The sequence below is a fragment of the Halalkalicoccus tibetensis genome, from assembly GCF_037996645.1.
In the GTDB taxonomy this organism is placed as follows: domain Archaea; phylum Halobacteriota; class Halobacteria; order Halobacteriales; family Halalkalicoccaceae; genus Halalkalicoccus; species Halalkalicoccus tibetensis.
The window spans coordinates 160,173-180,276 of record NZ_JBBMXV010000004.1; the positions used below are offsets into that span (position 1 = coordinate 160,173).

The 20,104-nt window shown below is 64.6% G+C and carries 23 protein-coding genes and 1 other RNA gene; 11 read left to right on the plus strand and 13 right to left on the minus strand.

Annotation, left to right across the window (positions count from 1 at the left end):
• Positions 1 to 40: 40 nt before the first annotated feature.
• The 3 genes from acs (WOA58_RS13565) to acs (WOA58_RS13575) form a co-directional block, all read right to left on the minus strand.
• Positions 41 to 2,032: an acetate--CoA ligase gene (gene acs / locus WOA58_RS13565; RefSeq protein WP_340604784.1), complete on the minus strand. Its 1,992-nt coding sequence runs from the start codon at positions 2,030 to 2,032 to the stop codon at positions 41 to 43.
• 75 nt (positions 2,033 to 2,107) lie between these two features.
• Complete coding sequence (locus WOA58_RS13570) at positions 2,108 to 3,754, minus strand: bacterio-opsin activator domain-containing protein (protein WP_340604785.1); 1,647 nt, start codon at positions 3,752 to 3,754, stop codon at positions 2,108 to 2,110.
• Positions 3,755 to 3,857: 103 nt separating this feature from the next.
• Positions 3,858 to 5,813, minus strand: a complete 1,956-nt coding sequence (acs, locus tag WOA58_RS13575) for an acetate--CoA ligase (protein WP_340604786.1) — start codon at positions 5,811 to 5,813, stop codon at positions 3,858 to 3,860.
• A 66-nt stretch (positions 5,814 to 5,879) separates the two neighbouring features.
• Between acs (WOA58_RS13575) and WOA58_RS13580 the strand changes: the two genes are divergently transcribed.
• Both WOA58_RS13580 and WOA58_RS13585 read left to right on the plus strand, forming a co-directional pair.
• Positions 5,880 to 6,638 (plus strand): DUF2797 domain-containing protein, encoded by a 759-nt coding sequence (locus WOA58_RS13580; protein ID WP_340605269.1) that lies wholly within the window; start codon positions 5,880 to 5,882, stop codon positions 6,636 to 6,638.
• Between the two features lie 262 nt (positions 6,639 to 6,900).
• Positions 6,901 to 8,100: an AlbA family DNA-binding domain-containing protein gene (locus WOA58_RS13585; protein WP_340604787.1), complete on the plus strand. Its 1,200-nt coding sequence runs from the start codon at positions 6,901 to 6,903 to the stop codon at positions 8,098 to 8,100.
• A gap of 170 nt (positions 8,101 to 8,270) precedes the next feature.
• Here WOA58_RS13585 and WOA58_RS13590 read toward each other — a convergent pair whose 3' ends face one another.
• The 3 genes from WOA58_RS13590 to WOA58_RS13600 form a co-directional block, all read right to left on the minus strand.
• On the minus strand, positions 8,271 to 9,224 hold the full coding sequence (locus tag WOA58_RS13590) for an NAD(P)-dependent oxidoreductase (protein WP_340604788.1): 954 nt from the start codon (positions 9,222 to 9,224) through the stop codon (positions 8,271 to 8,273).
• A gap of 81 nt (positions 9,225 to 9,305) precedes the next feature.
• Positions 9,306 to 9,530 (minus strand): hypothetical protein, encoded by a 225-nt coding sequence (locus WOA58_RS13595; RefSeq protein ID WP_340604789.1) that lies wholly within the window; start codon positions 9,528 to 9,530, stop codon positions 9,306 to 9,308.
• Between the two features lie 408 nt (positions 9,531 to 9,938).
• Positions 9,939 to 10,913, minus strand: coding sequence for a hypothetical protein (locus WOA58_RS13600; protein ID WP_340604790.1), 975 nt, complete (start codon positions 10,911 to 10,913; stop codon positions 9,939 to 9,941).
• A 145-nt stretch (positions 10,914 to 11,058) separates the two neighbouring features.
• Between WOA58_RS13600 and WOA58_RS13605 the strand changes: the two genes are divergently transcribed.
• The 6 genes from WOA58_RS13605 to WOA58_RS13630 all read left to right on the plus strand — a co-directional run bounded on the left by WOA58_RS13605 (position 11,059) and on the right by WOA58_RS13630 (position 13,613).
• Complete coding sequence (locus tag WOA58_RS13605) at positions 11,059 to 11,457, plus strand: hypothetical protein (protein WP_340604791.1); 399 nt, start codon at positions 11,059 to 11,061, stop codon at positions 11,455 to 11,457.
• A 167-nt stretch (positions 11,458 to 11,624) separates the two neighbouring features.
• Positions 11,625 to 11,855, plus strand: a complete 231-nt coding sequence (locus tag WOA58_RS13610; RefSeq protein WP_340604792.1) for a hypothetical protein — start codon at positions 11,625 to 11,627, stop codon at positions 11,853 to 11,855.
• Between the two features lie 28 nt (positions 11,856 to 11,883).
• On the plus strand, positions 11,884 to 12,162 hold the full coding sequence (locus WOA58_RS13615; RefSeq protein ID WP_340604793.1) for a ribonuclease P protein component 4: 279 nt from the start codon (positions 11,884 to 11,886) through the stop codon (positions 12,160 to 12,162).
• A 69-nt stretch (positions 12,163 to 12,231) separates the two neighbouring features.
• Positions 12,232 to 12,489, plus strand: coding sequence for a YhbY family RNA-binding protein (locus WOA58_RS13620; protein WP_340604794.1), 258 nt, complete (start codon positions 12,232 to 12,234; stop codon positions 12,487 to 12,489).
• A complete protein-coding gene (locus WOA58_RS13625; protein ID WP_340604795.1) occupies positions 12,489 to 13,376 on the plus strand; it encodes a mechanosensitive ion channel family protein in 888 nt (295 codons plus the stop codon). Before WOA58_RS13620 ends, WOA58_RS13625 begins: the two co-directional genes overlap by 1 nt.
• A 60-nt stretch (positions 13,377 to 13,436) precedes the next feature.
• Positions 13,437 to 13,613 (plus strand): hypothetical protein, encoded by a 177-nt coding sequence (locus tag WOA58_RS13630; RefSeq protein ID WP_340604796.1) that lies wholly within the window; start codon positions 13,437 to 13,439, stop codon positions 13,611 to 13,613.
• Positions 13,614 to 13,645: 32 nt separating this feature from the next.
• Here WOA58_RS13630 and WOA58_RS13635 read toward each other — a convergent pair whose 3' ends face one another.
• From WOA58_RS13635 to WOA58_RS13645, 3 genes are all read right to left on the minus strand, one after another.
• Complete coding sequence (locus WOA58_RS13635) at positions 13,646 to 14,293, minus strand: DUF502 domain-containing protein (protein ID WP_340604797.1); 648 nt, start codon at positions 14,291 to 14,293, stop codon at positions 13,646 to 13,648.
• 152 nt (positions 14,294 to 14,445) lie between these two features.
• Positions 14,446 to 14,757, minus strand: an RNA gene (gene ffs / locus WOA58_RS13640) — signal recognition particle sRNA.
• Between the two features lie 53 nt (positions 14,758 to 14,810).
• The gene (locus WOA58_RS13645; RefSeq protein WP_340604798.1) at positions 14,811 to 15,230 is read right to left on the minus strand and encodes a DUF7548 family protein; all 420 of its coding nucleotides are present in this window, start codon (positions 15,228 to 15,230) and stop codon (positions 14,811 to 14,813) included.
• Positions 15,231 to 15,316: 86 nt separating this feature from the next.
• Between WOA58_RS13645 and WOA58_RS13650 the strand changes: the two genes are divergently transcribed.
• Together WOA58_RS13650 and WOA58_RS13655 are read left to right on the plus strand one after the other, a co-directional pair.
• Positions 15,317 to 15,673 carry a DUF5798 family protein gene (locus tag WOA58_RS13650; RefSeq protein ID WP_340604799.1) on the plus strand — a complete coding sequence of 119 codons (357 nt, stop codon included), beginning with the start codon at positions 15,317 to 15,319 and terminating at the stop codon, positions 15,671 to 15,673.
• A gap of 41 nt (positions 15,674 to 15,714) precedes the next feature.
• Positions 15,715 to 16,689, plus strand: coding sequence for a PLP-dependent cysteine synthase family protein (locus WOA58_RS13655; RefSeq protein WP_340604800.1), 975 nt, complete (start codon positions 15,715 to 15,717; stop codon positions 16,687 to 16,689).
• Here WOA58_RS13655 and WOA58_RS13660 read toward each other — a convergent pair.
• Genes WOA58_RS13660 through WOA58_RS13675 form a run of 4 tightly spaced genes read right to left on the minus strand, consistent with a single transcriptional unit; the run spans position 16,686 to position 19,000 of the window.
• Entirely contained in the window at positions 16,686 to 17,099 is a 414-nt protein-coding gene (locus WOA58_RS13660; protein ID WP_340604801.1) for a CoA-binding protein, read from the minus strand. The two genes, WOA58_RS13655 and WOA58_RS13660, sit on opposite strands and share 4 nt — an antisense overlap.
• 58 nt (positions 17,100 to 17,157) lie before the next feature.
• Entirely contained in the window at positions 17,158 to 18,006 is an 849-nt protein-coding gene (locus WOA58_RS13665) for a geranylgeranylglycerol-phosphate geranylgeranyltransferase (RefSeq protein ID WP_340604802.1), read from the minus strand.
• Between the two features lie 39 nt (positions 18,007 to 18,045).
• Positions 18,046 to 18,819 (minus strand): creatininase family protein, encoded by a 774-nt coding sequence (locus WOA58_RS13670; RefSeq protein ID WP_340604803.1) that lies wholly within the window; start codon positions 18,817 to 18,819, stop codon positions 18,046 to 18,048.
• 46 nt (positions 18,820 to 18,865) lie between these two features.
• Positions 18,866 to 19,000 (minus strand): hypothetical protein, encoded by a 135-nt coding sequence (locus WOA58_RS13675; protein WP_340604804.1) that lies wholly within the window; start codon positions 18,998 to 19,000, stop codon positions 18,866 to 18,868.
• Between the two features lie 479 nt (positions 19,001 to 19,479).
• On the opposite strand from WOA58_RS13675, the gene msrA reads away from it, so the two are divergent.
• Positions 19,480 to 20,013: a peptide-methionine (S)-S-oxide reductase MsrA gene (gene msrA / locus WOA58_RS13680; RefSeq protein ID WP_340604805.1), complete on the plus strand. Its 534-nt coding sequence runs from the start codon at positions 19,480 to 19,482 to the stop codon at positions 20,011 to 20,013.
• Positions 20,014 to 20,104: the final 91 nt, after the last annotated feature.

A 20,104-nucleotide genomic window follows, 5' to 3' on the forward strand; every position in this document is an offset into this window, starting at 1 on the left:
CGGCTGTCCGCGTCGAACCGGAGAGAAGCGCGCCGGGTGGTCAGTCGTTCTGCACTCGCTGTTGGATCTCGCTGACGACGTCGGGGTTGCGCAGCGTCGACGTGTCGCCGAGCTCCTCCTCGTTGGCGATGTCCTCGAGCAGCCGGCGCATGATCTTGCCCGAGCGGGTCTTGGGCAGCTCGTCGGTGAAGACCACCTGCTCGGGACGGGCGATCGGCCCGATGGCGTCCTCGACGCCCGCGACGATTCCCTTACGGAGGTCCTCGTCGCCCTCGTGGCCGTCCTCGGTGATCACGTAGGCGTAGACCGCCTCGCCCTTCATCTCGTGGTCGCCGCCGACGACGGCGGCCTCGGCGACGCCCTCGACGCCGACGATCGCCGACTCGATCTCCATCGTTCCCAGCCGGTGACCGGAGACGTTGAGCACGTCATCGACACGGCCCAACACGGTGATGTAGCCGTCCTCGTCGATCTTCGCGCCGTCCTCGGGGAAGTACACCCACTCGTCCGAATCGGGATCCGAGTACTCCCGCCAGTACTCGTCGATGAACCGGTCGTCGTTCTTATAGAGCGTCCGCAACATCCCGGGCCAGGGCCGGTCGATGGTGAGATAGCCGGCCCGGCCGGCCTCGACCTCCTCGCCGTTAGTGTCGACGACGTTCGCGCTGATGCCCGGCAGGGGCGGACCGGCCGAGCCGGGTTTCATGGTGCCGATGCCCGGTAGCGTCGTGACCATGTGACCTCCGTTCTCGGTCTGCCACCAGGTGTCCACGACCGGGCACTCCTCGTCGCCGATGTGCTTGTAGTACCACTTCCAGGCGCGGGGGTTGATGGGCTCGCCGACGGTGCCGAGCAGCCGCAGGCTCGAGAGGTCGTGTTCGTTGGGGTACTCCTCGCCCCACTTCATGAACGCGCGGATCGCCGTCGGCGCCGTGTAGAGCTGGGTGACGTCGTAGTCCTCGACGATCTCCCAGAGGCGGTCCTTCTCGGGGTAGTCGGGCGTCCCCTCGTACATCACGCTGGTGGTACCGAGCGCGAGCGGCCCGTAGACGATGTAGGAGTGGCCGGTGATCCAGCCGATGTCGGCCGAACACCAGTAGGTGTCCTCGGGCTTGACGTCCAGCACCGCGTGGGTCGTCCACGCCGTGTAGGCGAGATAGCCGCCGGTGGTGTGTTTCACCCCCTTGGGCTCGCCGGTGGTGCCCGAGGTGTACATCAGGAACAGCATGTCCTCGGCGTTCCGGGTCACCGGTTCGACCTCCGCGCCCTCGTGGTCGGCGATCAGGTCGGCGTAGTCGAGCTGGTCCTCGCCCAGGTCGTGGCCGAAGCCCTCCTCGCCGAGGCGGTCGACGACCACCGTCGTGGTGTCGTGGTCGACGTCATCGAGCCCCTCGTTCGCCTTCTCGAGGTGGTCGAGCGCGTCCCCGCGGCGGTAGTAGCCGTCGCAGGTGATCAGGAACTCCGAGTCCGCAGACTTCATCCGGGTCGCGAGCGCGTCCGCGGAGAAGCCCGCGAACACCACCGAGTGCGGTGCGCCGATCCGGGCACACGCGAGCATCGCGATCGGGAGTTCGGGGATCATCGGGAGGTACATCGTCACGACGTCGTCCTCCTCGACGCCCAGCTCCCGGAACGCCGCCGCCGTCTGGTTCACCTCCTCGTAGAGCTCGTCGTAGGTGTAGGTGCGCGTCTCGTCGGTCGGTTCGCCCACCCAGTCGATGGCGACCTCGTCGCCGCGGCCCTCCTCGATGTGGCGGTCGATGCAGTTGTAGGCGGCGTTGAGCTCGCCGTCGCCGAACCACTCGTAGAACGGTGCGTCCTCGTCGTCGAGCACCTCCGTGTACTCCTCGTCCCAGTCCAGCAGATCCGCGGCCCCCTCCCAGCAGTCGGGCCAGTTCTCCTCGAACTCCTCGTAGATCCCCGGATCCGAGACGTTCGCCTGCTCGACGAACTCCTCCGACGGCTCGAAGGAGTCCTGTTCGGCCAGCCGTGCCTCGAGTTGAACGTCCTCGTCCTCGTTGTCACCAGCCATGGTATAAACGGTCAATACGGAACATGGGTAGTAAACATGGGATCTAGCTGTGCAAAACGTCCTGATATTCCGTGATCATTCCCCCTCGAACAGCAGCTCGAGGAGCTCGCGCTGGCCCTTCCGGAGGTGGCTGTGCAGCGTCGGCGAGGAGACGCCCATGGCGTCGGCGACCTCCTCGGCGGTGCTGCCCCGCGGCCAGTCGAAGTAGCCCCCGAAGTACGCCGCCCGCAGCGCCGCCCGCTGACGGTCGGTCAGGCGGTCGATCGCCCCTCGCTTGAACCCCTCGACGGTGTTCGCGTCCCGTTCCGCCGCCTGTTTGCCGGCGAGCCGGGTGTCGGGAAACGCCTCGGTCAGTCGGTCGACGAGCGCGCGGAGGTCGGTATCGTAGGCGCATTCGGCGAGGATCCGCGCCTCGCCGCCCTCGATCGTCGCCTCCTCGACGGTCGCGCCGTAGTCGGTCAGCAGGAGGAGCGGACAGTCGCCGGAGACGACCAGCTCCACCAGCGCCCCCGAGTCGCGCCCCTCGACGAGCCGCCCGTCCTCGATCCCGCGGCGTTCCGCGAGATACTCGAGGACCGCCGACGCGCTCGCGTCCGATAGCGTCAGATAGTAGACGAGCGCCGACTCCGAGGTCGAGACGATCGACTCGAGGACGAACCGACAGTCGAAGCGCCCGGCGGCCGCGACCAGCGCCGAGCGCGTGTCGTCGCTGTGGAACTCGAGCTCGAGGACCGTATCGGCGAGCAGCAGCTTCCGGCGGCGGATCGCCGTGATCGCGTGGCCGACCCGCCGGCCCACGACCCCGAGGCGCTCGCGATCGTCCCCGTCGGTCGGGCGGCGGAACCCGACGCTGAGCGTCCCGTATCGCGTCTCGCCGTAACGGATCGGAGCCGTGACGACGTTCGCGGCGTCGGGCCCCCCAGTCTCGCTTCCCCCGTCCGCTTTCTCCCGGAGGTCCCGAACCGATTCGGGGTCGATCCCCGAGACGGCCGCCGGCTCGCCCCCCGAATCGAGCTCCGGCGAGTCAATCCAGGCGAACCCGTACCGATCGGCGAGCGCCTCGCAGACCCGCGCCTCGACCTCCTCGCGCGTCGAGGCGTCGAGCAGCGCCGAATCGAGCGCCGGCGTCCCGACCGCCGCCTCCCGCCCCCCGTCCTCGAAGGCGTCGAGCAGCTCCTCGGTCGTCGGCGCCCCGAGATAGGGCTCGAGCGCCTCGAGGCTCCCCCAGCCCCCGATCGCCCGGACCACCCGCGGCGGGATCCCTTGCTCCTCGATCAGGGTTCGGGCGAAGCGTCGGCGCAGGTCCTGCACCGTGATCCCCTCGAAGCGCGCCTCGCCGGTCCGCTCGGCCGCGCGGTCGGCGACCCCCCGGACGAGCATCTGGACGCGCCGGGGCGTCACGTCGACGACCCGCTCGTCCTCCCCGATCCCGTTGCTGTTGACGTACCGCGAGAGCTCGCGCTCGACGTCCGGCGGCAGGTACGCTTCGCGGCTCCCCTCGCCCTCGGGGACGGTCAGGAGGAACCGATCGGGGTCGCTCCGCACGCGCGAGACGTGCGAGGGACGGATCGCGGCCATCTCGGCCGCGCTGAGGCCGACCTCGGCCCCCAGGCGGACGAGCAGCCGTTCGCGGTAGGTCGCGGCCGCCTCCAGCAGCCGATCGTAGTCCGCCCCCTCGAGCTCCCTCCCCGCTTCCCCCGTTCTCGCGACGCTTTCGACCATGTTTCGTATCTCTCCCGAAACGCGAAAGGGAGATAGGGTTGTCGGTCCGACGGCCCGCGAAACCGTATTCGGGATCCGTTTCGCGTTTCAAGAGAAACGCGAATCAGAGCTCGTCGTCGGTGGCCTCGATCTCCCCGACGACCTCGGGGTTTCGCAGCGTCGAGGTGTCGCCCAGCGGCTCCTGGTTCGCGATGTTCTCGAGCAGCCGGCGCATGATCTTGCCCGAACGGGTCTTGGGCAGTTCGGGCGTGAAGACGACGGCCTCGGGTCTGGCGAACGGACCGATCGCCTCCTCGACGCTCGCGACGATCCGCTCGCGCAGCGCCTCGCTCGGCTCGTGGCTGTGGTCGGTGCTGACGTAGGCGTGGACCGCGGTCCCGTCGCGTTCGTGATCGCCGCCGACGACGGCGGCCTCGGCGACGCCCTCGATATCGACGATGGCGCTCTCGATCTCCATGGTTCCCAGGCGATGGCCCGAGACGTTGATCACGTCGTCGACCCGGCCGAGCACCGTGATGTAGCCGTCCTCGTCGACTTTCGCGCCGTCGCCGGAGAAGTAGACCCAGTCGTCGCCCTCCGAGAACGGTTCCCAGTACTCGTCCCGGTAGCGCTCGTCGTCCCCGTAGAGGCTCCGGAACATCCCCGGCCACGGCCGGTCGACGACGAGGTAGCCCGTCTCGCCGGGATCGACCGGCGATCCGTCCTCGCCGACGACGCGCGCGCCGATCCCCGGGAGCGGCGGGCCCGCCGAGCCGGGCTTCATCGACGAGACCCCTGGCAGGGTGGTGACCATCATCCCGCCGGTCTCGGTCTGCCACCACGTGTCCACGACCGGGCAGTCACCACCGCCGATATGCTCGCGGTACCAGTTCCAGGCCCGTGGGTTGATGGGCTCTCCGACGGTGCCCAACAACCGCAGCGAGGAGAGGTCGTGCCCGTCGGGGTACTCCTCGCCCCACTTCATGAACGCCCGAATCGCGGTGGGGGCCGTGTAGAACACGTCGACGGCGTTCCGTTCGACGATCTCCCAGAGCCGCGAGCGATCGGGGTAGTCCGGCGTCCCCTCGTACAGCAGCGTCGTCGTCCCGAGCGCGAGCGGGCCGTAGACGGTGTAGGAGTGGCCGGTGATCCAGCCGATGTCGGCCGAACACCAGTAGGTGTCCTCGGGTTCGAGGTCGAGCACCGCCCGGGAGGTCCAGGCGGCATAGGAGAGATACCCCCCCGTCGAGTGGGTGATGCCCTTTGGCTCGCCGGTGGTGCCGGAGGTGTACATCAGGAACAGCATGTCACCGGCCTCGCGCGGGACGGGGTCGACGGTCGCGCCCGCGTGGGCGAACAACAGCTCCCCGTAGTCGTACTGGCCGGCGTCGAGGCCGTGATCGAGGTCGGGTCCGAGGCGATCGACGACCACCGTCGTCACCTCGCGGTCGAGCGCCATGAGCGCGTTGTCGGCCTTGCTCTTCTGGTTGAAGGCGTTGCCCCGGCGGTAGTAGCCGTCGCAGGTGATCAGGTACTCCGAGTCGGCCGACTCCATCCGGGTGGCGAGCGCATCGGCGGAGAACCCCGCAAAGACGGCCGAGTGGGGTGCCCCGATGCGCGCGCACGCGAGCATCGTGATCGGGAGCTCGGGGATCATCGGGAGGTAGATCGTCACGACGTCGCCCTCCTCGACGCCCAGGTCGCGCAGCGCTGCGGCGGCCTCGTTGACCTCGCCGTAGAGGTCCTGGTAGGTGTAGGTGCGCGTCTCGCGGCGCTTTCCCTCCCACTTGAGCGCGGCCTGGGTCTTGCGGCCCGCCTCGATGTGGCGGTCGACGCAGTTGTAGGCGGCGTTGAGCTCTCCGCCGGGGAACCACTCGTAGAAGGGCGCGTTCGCGTCGTCGAGGACCCGATCGTGTTCGCGGTGCCAGTCCAGGAGGGCGGCCGCTCGCTCCCAACAGTCGGGCCACTCGTCCTCGAACTCCTCGTAGATCCCCGGATCCGAGACGTTCGCCTGCTCGGCGAACGGACGGGGCGGCTCGTATCGCTCGTCCGCGGGGGCGGTCATCGTGTGAACGTTCATGAGGATCGACGAATAAGTTTTCGCCCCCGACGACAGCCATTTCTACACGGCGGCGGTACTGTGAGTGTGCAGATCGTGGGCTACGAGTCGGGGGCCGGAGACGGGGAGCCGGCCCTGCTTCTCGCATGGGAGGGGGCGCTCGAACGCGAGCCGCTGCGCCCGGGCGATCCCCTCGAGTACGCCCTCGGCGAGCGCCGCTGTGCGGGAACGATCACCGACGAGGGTCATCGAGCGTGCCCGAACTCCGATGCCCCCTACTGCGAGGACCACAGCTACACCTGGGTCTGTGCGCGCTGTACGGGCACCTGCCTGAAGGACCAGATGGACTGTTTCGAGGAGCACGCGGTCTACCTCGCCGCCTTCGCCCCGGCGACGTTCAAGGTCGGCGTCACCAAGGCGTGGCGCCTCGAGACCCGCCTGCGCGAGCAGGGCGCCGACCGCGCGGCCCACCTCCACACGGTGTCGAACGGCCGGATCGCCCGCGAGATCGAGAGCGAGATCGCCCGCGAGGTCGGCGACAGCGTGCGCGTCCCGACGAAGATCCGCGGGCTGGCCGCCCCGGTCGACGCCGCGGCCTGGGACGCGCTCGTGGGGGAGTACGATCCCATCGAGACGTTCGCCTTCGAGTACGGCCTCGCGCTCACCGAGCGCCCGGTCCGGGAGACGATCGCGAGCGGAACGGTTCTGGGAACCAAGGGGAGGGTCCTGGTGCTCGAACGCGGCGCGACGACCTACGCGGTCGACATGCGCGACCTCGTGGGCTACGAGGTCCGCGAGGGCACGAGCGATCGCGCGCTCCAGTCGAGCCTGGGCGCGTTCGGCTGAAATGGCTCCGTTGAAATGCTCTACAGATGATCTATTAGAGATACCCAGCGTTACATACAGGAGAAGGAAGTAACGGGACAGCAATCAACCTCACCGGTAGCTGGCAAGAACAGCATGCGAGGTACAGAGTATGAGTTCAGCACAACTACTTCGCTCGTTTCGAGCGGATCTAGTAATCTAACAACCACTATTCAGTAAATTCATCTGTGTAATTATATACCATGTCATAATATATGCTGTGGATCCCAACAGATGATAGGATATGCTCACAGAAGACTGGGAGGAACTTTCCATTGAGACTCTTATTCGAGCTATAGAAAACGGGTACTCAGAAGGAAAGGAGCTTGAATTCAAACGTCAGCAAAACCCGGATGAAGTAGGCCACAAACAGACGACAGTTGGAGAGGTGATTTCGTTCGCAAACGCGAGTGGCGGTGATCTCGTCATTGGGATGGCCGAGGATGAAGGAGTAGCATCCGGACTCTGGCCAGTCCAGTATGACGATGTTGACGATGAGAAGAATCGTTGGATTGATATTATTAAACGGAATACAGATCCGGAACTTCCACAACATCTCATCGACATTAAACCCGTGGAGGTCACAGACGACTATGCGGAATATGTTGATGACGACTGTCCATTACAAACAGGTTATGTTCTCGTAACCCGAGTCCAACGCAGTTGGCGAGCCCCACACCGGGAGACACTGAAACACCAGTTTTATGAACGGAGTTCAGGAGGGAAGACCGAGTTAGATACTGGGGCAATTCGACAGGCAATGTTCCAAGGCGAATTACTCACCGAAAGGGCGCGCGAGTTTCGTGATAATCGGCTTGCTGCAATCCGTGCTGATGATGTGACGGTACGGATGAAGTCTGACCCGAAAATGGTCCTCCATGTCGTTCCGAGTAATGCCTTCTCTCTTGAACGCTTGATCGATCCGTCTGCTGCGGCTCCAGACCAAGCAGATCAGGATGTTCCTTCTCTTCTGCATCCAAGAGGAATTATTGGTAACTGGACACGGTATACTGCTGATGGCTTTCTTCGTGCACAAACTGATTCGGAAGACTGGTGTACGAGTTATACGTTAACGTTCCGTTCTGGCGTCATCGAGGCACTAACTACAAATTCGTATATCGAGGACTCTGAATACATTTCTTCGGGGCACGTTCGGAACTGTCTGGAAGAGGGACTTCCAACATACGAGGAGTTCCTAGTTCATCAAGGCGGTACGTATCCAATATACTGTTTCTTAAGCGTACTCGGGGGGCAGGGACTTCCAGTACAGGAAACTTCCCATCGAAAACCTGATGATCTGGAGAGGATTGACCGAGATGTGGCTCAATTACCAGCAGTTCGGATTGAGTCCTCCCAGACCGATCTCGGTACTATAATCAATGAACTGCTTGATTCCTTATATAATGCGAGCGGAAGGGCTCAGGAGATGAGATCTGAGGATTGAGTATAGTTTTCGGTTGTGCTGCATTTGCGCGCTGTATTCAGTACAACTCTATTAATATCACTAATAACTGACAGAAGAACTTGTGTTAGATTCGCACGAACTACCTAACGGTTGTTTCGGTAGCGAGGATGTCGAATTAATAGAATTTCCACAGAGCCGCTGAAATAGGATCAGTCGTCGGCGCGCGCTTCCGTGCCCGCGAGCATTTCGATGACCTGCATCACGCCCGAGTTGTCGTCCCGGCCTATGTCGTTGCCGACCATCGACTTGTAGAGCTCGTGGGCCAGTTCGGTCTGGGGCATCGGGGCGCCGAACGCCTCGCCCGCGTCGGTGGCGATCCGGAGGTCCTTGTACTGGTACTCGGCGAAGAACCCTGGATCGAAGTCGCCCTGGATCATGTCCGGCGCGCGGTTGTCGAGCGTCCAGCAGCCCGCCGCGCCCCCACTGATGGCGTCGACGACGCTCTCGAGGTCCGCGCCCGCTTGGCTCGCGAACACCAGCGCCTCGCTGACGCCGACCATCTGGGCGGCGACGACGATCTGGTTCGCGGCCTTGGTCGTCTGGCCCGCGCCGCTCGGGCCACAGTGCGTCACCGTCTCGCCCATCACGTCGAGCAGGTCGCGCTGCTCCTCGAGGGCCTCCTCGCTTCCCCCGACCATGATCGAGAGCGTCCCCTCGATCGCTCCCTCCTCACCACCCGAAATCGGTGCGTCGAGCAGTTCAATACCCAATTCCGCGAGCTCCGCGGCAATCTCCTCGGTGACCGTCGGCGAGATCGTCGAGTGATCTATGACAACCATTCCGTCGCTCAGTCCCTCGGTTATCGGACTGTCCTCGTTCTCATCACCGAGGATGATCCGCTCGACGTCCGGCGAGTCGGGGAGACACATGAGAACTACGTCGCTTTCTTCGGCGACACCCGCGGGGGATTCCCCATTCTTGCCGCCGTGCTCGACCAACTCCTCGACGGGGTCCGCAGAACGGTTGTGCCCGACAACGGGATACCCTGCATCGAGGAGGTTTTTCGCCATCGCCAATCCCATGATTCCGAGTCCGACGAAACCGATCGTTTTGTCTGGCATCTCGGCGAATCGTCTCGCGCTAGCAGTAAATACGTTGAGCATCCACACAGAAATCGCCTGCAAAAACCGCAAACAGGTCGGCGGTTCGATCCGTGTTCCGAATTAGCACTCGATGACCATCGGTTATTCCATCGACTCGGCGATCTTCTCGATAGCCAGTACGGCTCTCCAGAGCAGGTACAGCAGTACGCCCGAGAGGATGATTCCGACCCACGCAACGAGCACCGGAAGAATGGGTTGTGCAAGCAGGATCGTGTACAGGAGGCTCAGCCCCACCAATGCCCAAATAGCGAAGACAAGGTATTTGCTCTGATCCGTGTCGAGGAACTCGTTATTTCTGACGAACATGTGATAATAAACACTATGAAATGATAAAATCTTTTGGTTCATGTGTTTGGTAGTGCCACTCTATGTCTGTTTGAGAAAACAGTATTTCAGAAACTAGATTTTTATATTTTCCAGTAATATTATTTATATAGATGTAGGCGGAATACGACCTTGGTTTCTTTTTCGGAAATAAAACGCCAGAACAAGGATTCCGCCGATCATTGGTAGTGCAATGAATGCGATGAAGAATCCAATTGCCCACAAGTCTGCCGTATTCATGTTTCGTTTTTCCCCGTCTTGATAGATCCATATGGCTCCAAGAATCCCTGAAAGAATTCCAATGGATAATGGTAAATGAAGGTCAATCTGAAACATTTTAACGATATTTCATGAATGTTCTAGCCAATTCTGGAAATCAGAGATTATTACTTAGCAGGTCGAACTGTGAATGTTCCATGTATGGGTCAGTTCGTACGCTAACCCCCATGTAGCTTCGGCTTCAAGAGCGACGACATCTTGGTCACCAGAGCAATGTGCGGGATCCGAAACGACGTGGCTACCGGGGTAGAACCAGCTTGTTCCGCTGTTCGGGATGTCGTTTGTCCACGACACAGTAGCGCCCGCATTATTGAGGCCCTGGGTAATGTCTCCGTCCGCGTTGAAGGTCCAACTCAGATCAGCGGACGGCGGGAATCCGATACTAGCGGTTGTGGTACCAGATCCGGTTGTTGACGGATCAGCATCGTGGAGGCTTTCGTTGTTCAGTTGACTGACGCTCCAATCGTGTTCGATGTTGATGTGGCGGTTGTATGGATTAATCGTATCGTCGGTACTCGCAGCGCTTGTTCGAAATGCGTTGCGTTCTTGAGCTGAATCACGAATGCGGTACCGCTCGTAATTGTTGTTCAGTTCCCCCCAGTGGTCGGTTAAGTGAGCCTGATTGTCTCCGATATAACTCCAATCTGGCCCCGCACTGACCGACTGGATCGAAACATCTTGCTGCTCAAGAGAATCTTCCTTGTCATCAGCCTTATCGTGGGCTTCTGCCTCTTTCTCTTCGACTGTTGAACCGTAGTACTGGCTCAAGCTTCCGTGAGAATCGATCCGAGCGAGGTATTCAACGATCTCGTGATCTCCCCCAAATTCAGGCACTGCCCAATCGTTGAGAGAGGACTCGCTTATTCGCGGGTTGCGAGCGACGACTTTTTCAAGACGCTCTCTTGTCTCCTCGAAAGAGAGGGGGCTCTTATACGTTCCCTTTAGGCGAACGATCACGGGTTCATCTTCAGACGCAGCAACAGGAGCGGTGCTTCCGATACCGGCAACCGACATTACTCCGACTGCCTTGAGCAATTTCCGTCGGCTAACACCACCTCCATCAGCATCTGTATGATTGGTGGGCATATATAATCAGAAACCACGTCCTATGTATTAAAACTATTTTTAGTAGAATTGAATCACCGGCAGATAGTGTGTAATATTCTTCCCCACGCTGGACCCGGCAGGAGACAACCCAACCCTTTTCGGTTCGGCCGAAGAACCCGGGGGCATGGCAGAAGACAACGGCGAGAGCGGCGAGCCCGGCGAGGGTGGCGAGGAGGAGAAATCGTTCCGCGAGCGCGTCGAGGAGATCCGCGAGCAGCGCGAGGCCGAGGGCGGGCCCGACGGCGAGGGCGAGGGCTCCCGGGAGGAGCGCCTCGAGGAGATGATGGGCGGCGGCGGTGGCGGCCCCGGCGGCATGGGCGGCAACCCGTTCGCCCAGATGATGGGCGGCATGATGGGCGGCGGCGGTGGCGGCCCCGGCGCGATGGGCGGCGGCCCCGGTGGCGGCGGTCCCGGCGGCGAGGGCGACAACGAGCAGCTCGTGCGCGAGGTCCGTCAGCTGCGCGACGAGGTCCGCGACGTCAATCGACACCTCGAGCGCATCGCCGACTCCCTCGAGGACTGAGGCACCGGGAGCTCCGACCGGCATCGAACACCGCTTTTTCGCGTCCCGTCGTATCCCGTGCCCCGACGAGCCTCCCGGCTACCGATCAGGGTTCGCCGTCACGGGGTCACCGATCGAGTCCCCTCACCGTGTCGAACTTCATAAAGGAAGAGGGGAGCAGAAGAACCATGCAAGGACGGACTCCGGACCCAACGAACACGCCGTACAGCCCCCACCTCCGTGCGATACGGTCGGCGATAGCCGCGCTGGCGCTCGCGGTGCTGGCCGTTCCACTACTCTCCCAGGGGGGCGGCGAGCTCGGGCTCTGGTTCGTGGCGGGCGCGCTCCTCCTGCTCGCCCATGCGTTTGCGGTGCCGGCGTGGGATCGGTACGAGTCGCCCCGATCGCACAAGAGCTAAACGGCCCTGCCGTCCTCTTCGAGGTAGTATGTCCATCGCCCGCGAGCGCATCGACCGACTGGAGGCGCTGGCCCGCGAGGCCGCCGCCGAGGGCGAGGACGACCGGGCCCGCGAGTACGTCGCGCTCGCGCGGCGGATCGCCGAGCGGAACCGCCTTCGGTTCCCCCGGTCGTTCGAGCGGGCGACCTGTAGTCGCTGTGATCGGTACCACCGTCCGGGCCGCAACGCCCGCGTCAGGCTGCAGGACGGCCACGTCGTCGTGACCTGCGAGTGTGGTGCCCACGGCCGATACCCCTATCGCTCGTAGCTTCTCCGTAGCTCGCCCGTACGTCCGCGGATCGAACGTTCAAAGTGTGCCGGCCGTATAGCGGGGGTAATGAGCGACCAGCGAGACGTGCAGGACCTCCGCAAGGAGGCCCACGAAACGGACGTGACGGTGTGGGTCGGTAAGAGCGGGATCGACGCGGTCACCGAGGAGCTCGACGACCAGCTCTCGGCCCGCGAACTGGTGAAGGTGAAGTTCCACCGGGCGGCCCGCGGCGGGACGACGACCGAGGCGCTCGCCGAGGAGCTCGCCGACGCGGTCGACGCTACCCTCGTCGAGACGCGGGGCAACACGGCGGTGTACCACTGATGGTGCTGGAGGGGGTCCTCGTCGATCTCGGGCTCGCGCAGGGTCCGGCGGCCGCGATCGACGGCGCGATCCGCTTTCTCGTCGCGTTCGTCGTCCTCCTGCTGGTCGGGCGCGCGCTCGTCCTGCCGGTCCTCGACCGAGCCTTCGAGAGCCGCGACCTCGATCCCCACGCCCGCCGCCCGCTGCGGAAGCTCGCGTGGTTCGGGCTGCTGTTCGGGATCGTCGCGGTCGCCTTCGGCTTCGCGGGTTACGGGAACTTCCTCACCTCGCTGGCGACGATCGCCGCCGCCGCGGCGCTCGCGATCGGGATCGCGATGCAGTCGGTGATCTCGAACTTCGTCGCCGGCGTCTTCATCTTCACCGAGAAGCCGTTCCGGATCGGCGACTGGATCGAGTGGGATGGCGGCGAGTACTCGGGGATCGTCGAGGACATCAGCCTCCGCGTGACGCGGGTGCGTACCTTCGACAACGAGCTCGTCACCGTCCCGAACTCCGAGCTCACGGACAACGCGGTGAAGAACCCCGTCGCGAAGGACAAGCTCCGACAGAAGTTCGTCTTCGGCGTCGGCTACGACGACGACATCGGGCAGGCGAGCGATATCATCATCGAGGAGGCCGAGGACCACGAGGAGATCCTCGAGAGCCCCGAGCCGACGGTCAGGCTCACGGAGCTCAACGACTCCGACGTCGGCCTGCAGTCGCGCTACTGGATCGCCGACCCCGCCCGCGCGGACTTCGTTCGGATCCGCGGGGAGTACGTCCAACGGGTGAAGGAGCGCTTCGACCGCGAGGCGATCGACATTCCCTACCCGTATCGCACCCTCGAGGGCGGCCTCTCCGTCGAGAGCCTCGATTCGCTCCGCCAGGGCGGCGAACCGGCCGAGTAGGCCACGGCATCTGCAAGTCGAGAACTGATTTAGATACGTATCGCAGTGCGGTGTGGGTGTATGATGCGCTACGTCTGTACCGACTGCGATTGGCACGTCGACTCGGACGGATCGATCGCTGACGACCTCGGCGCGCTGGCCGTCGAGCATCACGTTCGTTTCGGACACCCGGTCGAACTGAGGAACGGCGACCGCCCGCGGGACGAACGGACGGCCGACAATCCGGTCGAGACGTAGCTCGCGGGCGGTTCGTCGTTCTTCGACGGTTCTTATCGCTCGTCCTGGCTGTTGGCGACGCCGCTCGTGATGATCGCCTGGACGCTCTCCTCGACGGTCATGTCGACGTCGATCACCCGCTTCTCGGGGACGTAGATCAGGAAGCCGCCCATCACGGGGTTGGGCGCGAACGGCACGAAGATCGTCAACATCTCGTCGTAACCCGCTGCCGCGACCATCTCCGCGGGCGGCCGTCCCGTCAGGTAGCCGATCGTGTAGGTACCGTCCCGCGGGAACTCGACGAGCTTGACGTCCTGAAAGCTCTCGACGTCGCTCTCGATGAGGATGTCGCTCATTCGGCGGAAGCTGTTGTAGATCGAGCTCACGCCGGGGATCGACTCCATCGCGGCGTGAAAGCCGCCCTCGATGCGCTCGCCGTCGGTGTGCTCGGCGACGAGCCCCACGACGACGATCAGCGCGATCAGGGTGAGGATCGTCGTCAGCTGGACGATCGGGTCGGCGACCTCGACCTCCGCGTAGTCCGCGAGCCAGACCACGGGGTTGAGCGTCTGGGCGACGAAGCTCAGGACGAACCCGAGGACGATCAGCGTGAGGATGAACGGGATCGTGATCGCGGTGCCGGTGATCACCGACTGGCGGAGGCGCTCGCGGAGGGAGGGCCGGCGCTGCGGGGAGGGCATGCCCAGTAAGAATTACCTCATATCTGATATGAATGTCGGTTGCACTCGCCTGGCGGGAACCGAGTGACGTCCGTGGAGACACCGGGTAGTCGTGGTTCTGGTGTGGTCGCTCGGGCGAGCCGCCGGCTGCTCGGAAGAGGTATGCGTATGAATGGTGGACGCCCGGGGTTGCCCGGCGTTCCGGCGCGGGGAGTCCCGGTTGCCTCCTCCACCCCGCGATCCGTCGAGCGACAGGTGTCCGATGGCCCGCTGCTCACTTCCGTGCCTGACGGATTTCCATCGGCCAACCGCGACGGCACGTCCCTGCGGACGCTCGCCGCGGACCGCTGTCCCCGACGGACGAGGTTTCTCAGTTGGCTCCCGGGGCCCGCGCCGGTCGGACCGGACGCGCCCGGGGTTCGGTCCCCGCTGAAGACCGTAGTGCGGGTTTCGAGCAGGGCCTAACTGCCCGACCTAGTCCATTCCTCACTACTCGCGTCGACCATAAGAGGGTTTCGCCTCACCGCCCTCGTGCGCTTTACAGCACGCCCAGCGCCCGCGCGTAGAGACCCGCGGCGACCGCCGTGAGTGCGGAGAAGGCCAGAACGAACCAGCGGTGATACGCGAGCCAGTCCTGGGTGGTGATCCCCGTCACGGCGTCGGGCGTCAGCGAGACGATCCACTCGATCGACATCACGGTCATGAACAGCCCGATCACCAGCGCCGCGCCGGCGATCGTCACCGGGTCCGAGCGTTCGCCGAGCCCCGCCCCGAGGACGACGATCGCGACGGCGGCGAAGACGCCGACGAGCCGCGGACCGAAGAAGCCGGCCTCGTAGTAGATGGCGAGCCCGGTCGCGGCGTCCTCCGGGAGGGCGACGTAGGGCGCGATGACGGCGCCGATGACGGCCAGGCAGGCGGCGATCCCCAGCTGCGGGGCGCGTCGCGTGAGGTCCATATCGGGGGGTTCGGCCGACCGGAACCTAAAGTCGGCGTTCACGGACGAACGTAACACCCACATAGCACCGGAAAAAACGATGGGGTATGGGACTCGGAAGCACCACCAAGAAGATCCAGATGATGGCCGACAAGGCCGAACAGCTCTACGCGCAGCTCAACGAGGTCAAGAAACAGCTCGAGGACCTCCGCACGAAGGTCGACACGACCCACGACACGATCTCCGAGCTCGAGGTCCGCCACCAGCAGAACCGCGCGATCCTCGAGGCGCTCGCCGAGGAGCAGGGGATCGACGTCGAGCAGGTGATCACCGACGCCTCGATCGAGGACGCCGAAAGCCGGACGGGCGACGACGGGCCCGACGCCGCCCCCGACGAGGTCGCTCCGGGCGAGCCTGACGAGCCCGCCGGGACTACCGGAACCGCCGGCGACGACGCCGCCTGAACCGAGACCAGTTAAGTAGCTCCGGCAAGCATTGCCAGTCGATGAGCGCCCCTCCCGTCGACAGCGTTCTGGAGACCGTGGGTCGGACGCCGCTGGTCTCCCTGCAGGCCGCCCCCGATTCGGTCCCCGTCTACGCCAAGCTCGAGTCGTTCAACCCCGGCGCGAGCGTCAAGGACCGCATCGGGAAGTACATGCTCGAACGGATGCTCGAGCGGGGCGACGTCTCGCCGGGCGGGACGGTGATCGAGCCCACCGCCGGCAACACGGGGATCGGGATCGCCGTCGCGGCCGGCCAGCTCGATCTGGACGCCGTCTTCGTCGTCCCCGAGCGATTTAGCGTCGAAAAACAGCAGCTCATGGCCGCGCTCGGTGCCGAGGTGATCAACACGCCCACCAGCGAGGGGATGGGCGGCGCGATCGATCGGGCCCACGAGCTCGCCGAGGAGCTCGACGACAGCGTGGTCCCCCAGCAGTTCGCGAACCCGCTGAACACCGAGGCCCACTACGAGACGACCGCTCCCGAGGTTTACGGGGCGCTGGAGGGCGAGGTCGGTGCGGTCGTCGCCGGCTGCGGGACCGCGGGCACGCTGATGGGCCTTGCGAGGTATGCCCGCGAGCAGGACCCCGGCACCTACATCGGGGCGGTCGAACCCGAGGGCTCGCTGTACGCGACGACCAAAGGGGCCGAAAGTGAGGAGGGCGAGTACAAAACGGAGGGGATCGGCACCCACGACCCCGCGACCAACGAGCTGTTCGAGCCCGAACTGGTCGACGACGTGCTCCAAGTGGGCGACCGGGAGACCCACGACGAGCTCAAACGCCTCGCGAGCGAGGAAGGGCACTTGGTCGCCTCCAGCGCGGGCGCGGCGAGCGTCGCCGCGGTACGAGTGGCCGAGCGGATCGCGGCGGGCGAACTCGAGGTCCCCTACGACAGCGTGGTTACGGTCTTCCCGGACTCGAGCGAGCGATACCTCTCGAAGGGGATCTATCGGGAGTTCGAGGAGTGGGAGGATTAGGGTGCGTGCAGGCGCTGGTGTTCGACCTTCATACAGCGGTCGGGAACGACGTGGATCCCCGCCTCCTCGGCACGGGCTTCGGCGTCGGGATCGGAGATGCCGAGCTGGAGCCAGAGCACCTTGGCGTCGTCGCGTTCGAGGGTCTCGTCGACGATCCCCGCCACCTCCTCGCTCGGGCGGAAGACGTCGACGATGTCGATCTCCTCCTCGACGGCCGAGAGCGAGTCGTAGGCGCGCTCGTCGAGGATTTCGTCAGCGTTCGGGTTGACCGGGATCACGTCATAGCCGTGTTCGGTGAGGTATCTCGGGATCTCGTGGGCGTCCTTGCCCGGGGTTGACGAACAGCCGACGACGGCGACTGTGCGAAGGCCGAGCAGCTCGCGCAACTCGGCATCGCTCTCGACTGGCATACACGGACCGAGTACGCCCCTCGGAATAACGCTTCTGACCGCGGCCGATCCTACGCGATCAGACCGGAACGACGGGCGCGGCCCGCCCGAGGACGAACGCCGCCGCCGCGAGGAACATCCCGTACTTCAGGCGCTTCTGGCCCGCCGTCGGGTCCCGAAAGCTCGTCGCTGCCGCCCAGAGCATCACGGCGTTCGCCGGGAGCACGGCGAGCAGGTAGAGGTCGCCGAGCTCGCCCAACAGGTACGGAAGCGGGCTCGCGAGCACGGCCACGAGGAGACAGGCGATGCCGACCCACAGCGCGGGGCGCTCGCCGATCGCGATGGGCAGCGTGTTCAGCCCCTCCTCGCGGTCGCCCGCGACGTCCTCGACGTCCTTGATCACCTCCCGCGTGAACGTCGAGAGGGCGGCGAGAACGAACAGCACGCCCGGCGCGGCGACGTTTCCCACCGCGGCGCCGCCGAACAGGAAGGTGCTGCCCCCGAGGGCGGCGACGACGGCGTTTCCAACTCCAGGGAGACCCTTGAACAGCTGCGTGTAGGCGACCAGCAGGAGGAGGTTCACGATAGCGATCCCGATCGCCAGCGGCGGGAGGGACAGCGCGAGGACGACGGCCCCGGCGAACAGCGCGAGGCTGAACGCGAGCGCGCCCCGCGGCGAGACGGCTCCTCTAGGAATCGGGCGGCCGGGCTGGTTGATCCGGTCGATCTCCCGGTCGAAGTAGTCGTTGATCGCGTTGCCCGCGCCGGTGGCGAAGACGGTCGCGCCGGCCGCGGCGCCCGCGGCGAGCGGGGCGTCGAGCAGCCCGCCGGCGACGAACGCCCCGATCAGGGTCAGGACACCCGCGACGAGCGCGTTGACCGGCCGTGTGAGCTCGAGCAGCCCCCGCCCCGTCGCCCTGACAGCCATTACTCGCCCTCCACGAGCGGGGGGGATAAAAGGCCCGTCTCAGCCCGACCCCTCGAGCGCCTCGACGAGCGAGGCGGTCTTCGAGACCACCCGTTCGACCAGCGCCTCGCCCGCCTCCGCGCTCGCGGCGGTCGGATCGCCGAGGTTCCCAGTCGGTGTGAGCTCGTCCATCTCCTCGGCCGAGAGCGCCCAGCCGACCTCGTTGTCGCCGAGAGCGTCGTAGTCGGTTAGCGGGAGCGACTCGTCGGGTCCCGCGACCGGCTCCGCCCGGTCCATCTCGACGAGCTCGGGAAAGAGCGCGAGCATCATGCTCGTCTCGAACTCCGAGGCGTGAAAGGACAGCTCGCTCTCGCGGATCTCGCTTGCGACGTCCGCGAAGAGGGTCACGAGGGGAACGTGGAACGCCCGTATCCCGTGGTCGGTTCTGAGGTCCCGGACCACGATCTCGAGCTCGGGGTCCTGGACGAGGTAGTGGCCGTTCACCAGCAACACGTTCTCGATGCCCCACTCGCCGGCCGAGACGCAGACGTCCCGGACGTACCGCCGGAACGTCTCGCTCTCGACGGTGACGGTCCCCGGCTTGAACGTGTGATGGGGACTCACCCCGTAGGGGATCGCGGGCGCGAGCAGGCAGGGGCTCCGCTCGGCGATCCGTCGACAGACCGCCTCGGGCATGAAGGTATCGACACCCAGCGGGAGATGCGGGCCGTGCTGTTCGGTGCTTCCCACGGGGAGCAACAGCGTTCCCGTCTCGTCGGTCGCGGCGTCGAGCTCCTCCCACGTCAGGTCGGCGATGGCGTAGCTCTCGATCACGTCGTTCCCTTCCCGGACCCGGTAATAAGTGATCCTGCCGGGCCAATCAGCGCTTCTCGATCCGGTAGATGACGCCGACGTCGCTCGTCGAGAGGTCGGCCCGGCGCTGGCTCGCCTCGCGATGGGTCTCGAACGGTCCCTCGACCACCGTTTCGCCGGTGAGGATGTAGTAATCCGACACGGATTCCGTTCGCGAACCCCGCGGATAGCCGTTTCGCTCGCCCGATCCCATGCAGGTGCAAGCCGAATTATTAGATATATACAGTGACTTCGTTCATTCCCGTCCGGGACGACGTGGGGCGTTCATCCGCAGCCTCGTTACTGCCCCCGTCCCCGGAACATCGAACACACTCATACCGCTATCCATGGGCCACTCACAACGACAGTCGGAACCGAAGGGGGAACTGCGTCCACAATCAACGGCCGTCGACGAGCCGCCCACGAACGAGAACGGCGAGTACGTCTGTAGTCGCCGTTGTGCGAACGGAACGCGCTGCATGATCACGGTCTCGCTCCCGAACATATCGTGTCACCAGCACGATCAGTCGAAGCCAATCGTCACCGAGGAGTGAGCGAAAGGGGGACCCGCGACCCTCGGCCCGATCGAGGCGACGGGACTCGCGCGCCACATACATAGGCCTCGACCCCCTATCGAACGGTATGACGAGCGAAACTGCGACGTTCGGCGGCGGCTGTTTCTGGTGTACCGAGGCCGCGATGAAGGAACTGGAGGGTGTCAGGTCGGTCACCTCGGGCTACGCCGGCGGCGAAACCGCGGACCCGAGCTACGAGGCGGTCTGTTCGGGAAGCACGGGCCACGCGGAGGTCGTCCAGGTCGAGTACGACCCCGGGACGATCACCTACGACGAACTGCTCGAGGTCTTCTTCGCGACCCACGACCCGACCCAGCTGAACCGCCAGGGCCCCGACGTCGGCAGCCAGTACCGATCGATCGTGCTCGCCCACGACGACGAGCAGCGCGAGCAGGCGGCGGCCTACATCGAGGCGCTCAACGAGGAGTACAGCGACGACGTCGTGACCGAGCTCGAACCGCTCGAACGGTTCTGGGCGGCCGAGGAGCACCACCAGGACTACTTCGAGAAGAACCCCACCGACGCCTACTGCCGGATGCACGCCCAGCCGAAGGTCGAGAAGGTCCGCGAACGGTTCCAGAGCAAGCTCCAGCAGGCCTGACCCGGGCGATTTCCCGGCGCGTGCATCGTTTTCCAGCCCTACCCATCTGGACCTCGGGCCGTCCCCCTCCTTTCGACGGCCCGTCACCTCG

What these genes read in the sequence shown, in the direction of transcription:
- WOA58_RS13625 (WP_340604795.1), top strand. Translation starts at nt 12,489, where the DNA reads ATGGTGCTGGAGGGGGTCCTCGTCGATCTCGGGCTCGCGCAGGGTCCG.
- acs (WP_340604786.1), bottom strand. Translation starts at nt 5,813, where the DNA reads ATGAACGTTCACACGATGACCGCCCCCGCGGACGAGCGATACGAGCCG.
- WOA58_RS13635 (WP_340604797.1), bottom strand. Translation starts at nt 14,293, where the DNA reads ATGCCCTCCCCGCAGCGCCGGCCCTCCCTCCGCGAGCGCCTCCGCCAG.
- WOA58_RS13620 (WP_340604794.1), top strand. Translation starts at nt 12,232, where the DNA reads ATGAGCGACCAGCGAGACGTGCAGGACCTCCGCAAGGAGGCCCACGAA.
- WOA58_RS13630 (WP_340604796.1), top strand. Translation starts at nt 13,437, where the DNA reads ATGATGCGCTACGTCTGTACCGACTGCGATTGGCACGTCGACTCGGAC.
- msrA (WP_340604805.1), top strand. Translation starts at nt 19,480, where the DNA reads ATGACGAGCGAAACTGCGACGTTCGGCGGCGGCTGTTTCTGGTGTACC.
- WOA58_RS13665 (WP_340604802.1), bottom strand. Translation starts at nt 18,006, where the DNA reads ATGGCTGTCAGGGCGACGGGGCGGGGGCTGCTCGAGCTCACACGGCCG.
- WOA58_RS13590 (WP_340604788.1), bottom strand. Translation starts at nt 9,224, where the DNA reads ATGCTCAACGTATTTACTGCTAGCGCGAGACGATTCGCCGAGATGCCA.
- WOA58_RS13655 (WP_340604800.1), top strand. Translation starts at nt 15,715, where the DNA reads ATGAGCGCCCCTCCCGTCGACAGCGTTCTGGAGACCGTGGGTCGGACG.
- acs (WP_340604784.1), bottom strand. Translation starts at nt 2,032, where the DNA reads ATGGCTGGTGACAACGAGGACGAGGACGTTCAACTCGAGGCACGGCTG.
- WOA58_RS13610 (WP_340604792.1), top strand. Translation starts at nt 11,625, where the DNA reads ATGCAAGGACGGACTCCGGACCCAACGAACACGCCGTACAGCCCCCAC.
- WOA58_RS13585 (WP_340604787.1), top strand. Translation starts at nt 6,901, where the DNA reads ATGCTCACAGAAGACTGGGAGGAACTTTCCATTGAGACTCTTATTCGA.
- WOA58_RS13615 (WP_340604793.1), top strand. Translation starts at nt 11,884, where the DNA reads ATGTCCATCGCCCGCGAGCGCATCGACCGACTGGAGGCGCTGGCCCGC.
- WOA58_RS13650 (WP_340604799.1), top strand. Translation starts at nt 15,317, where the DNA reads ATGGGACTCGGAAGCACCACCAAGAAGATCCAGATGATGGCCGACAAG.
- WOA58_RS13570 (WP_340604785.1), bottom strand. Translation starts at nt 3,754, where the DNA reads ATGGTCGAAAGCGTCGCGAGAACGGGGGAAGCGGGGAGGGAGCTCGAG.
- WOA58_RS13595 (WP_340604789.1), bottom strand. Translation starts at nt 9,530, where the DNA reads ATGTTCGTCAGAAATAACGAGTTCCTCGACACGGATCAGAGCAAATAC.
- WOA58_RS13605 (WP_340604791.1), top strand. Translation starts at nt 11,059, where the DNA reads ATGGCAGAAGACAACGGCGAGAGCGGCGAGCCCGGCGAGGGTGGCGAG.
- WOA58_RS13600 (WP_340604790.1), bottom strand. Translation starts at nt 10,913, where the DNA reads ATGCCCACCAATCATACAGATGCTGATGGAGGTGGTGTTAGCCGACGG.
- WOA58_RS13645 (WP_340604798.1), bottom strand. Translation starts at nt 15,230, where the DNA reads ATGGACCTCACGCGACGCGCCCCGCAGCTGGGGATCGCCGCCTGCCTG.
- WOA58_RS13660 (WP_340604801.1), bottom strand. Translation starts at nt 17,099, where the DNA reads ATGCCAGTCGAGAGCGATGCCGAGTTGCGCGAGCTGCTCGGCCTTCGC.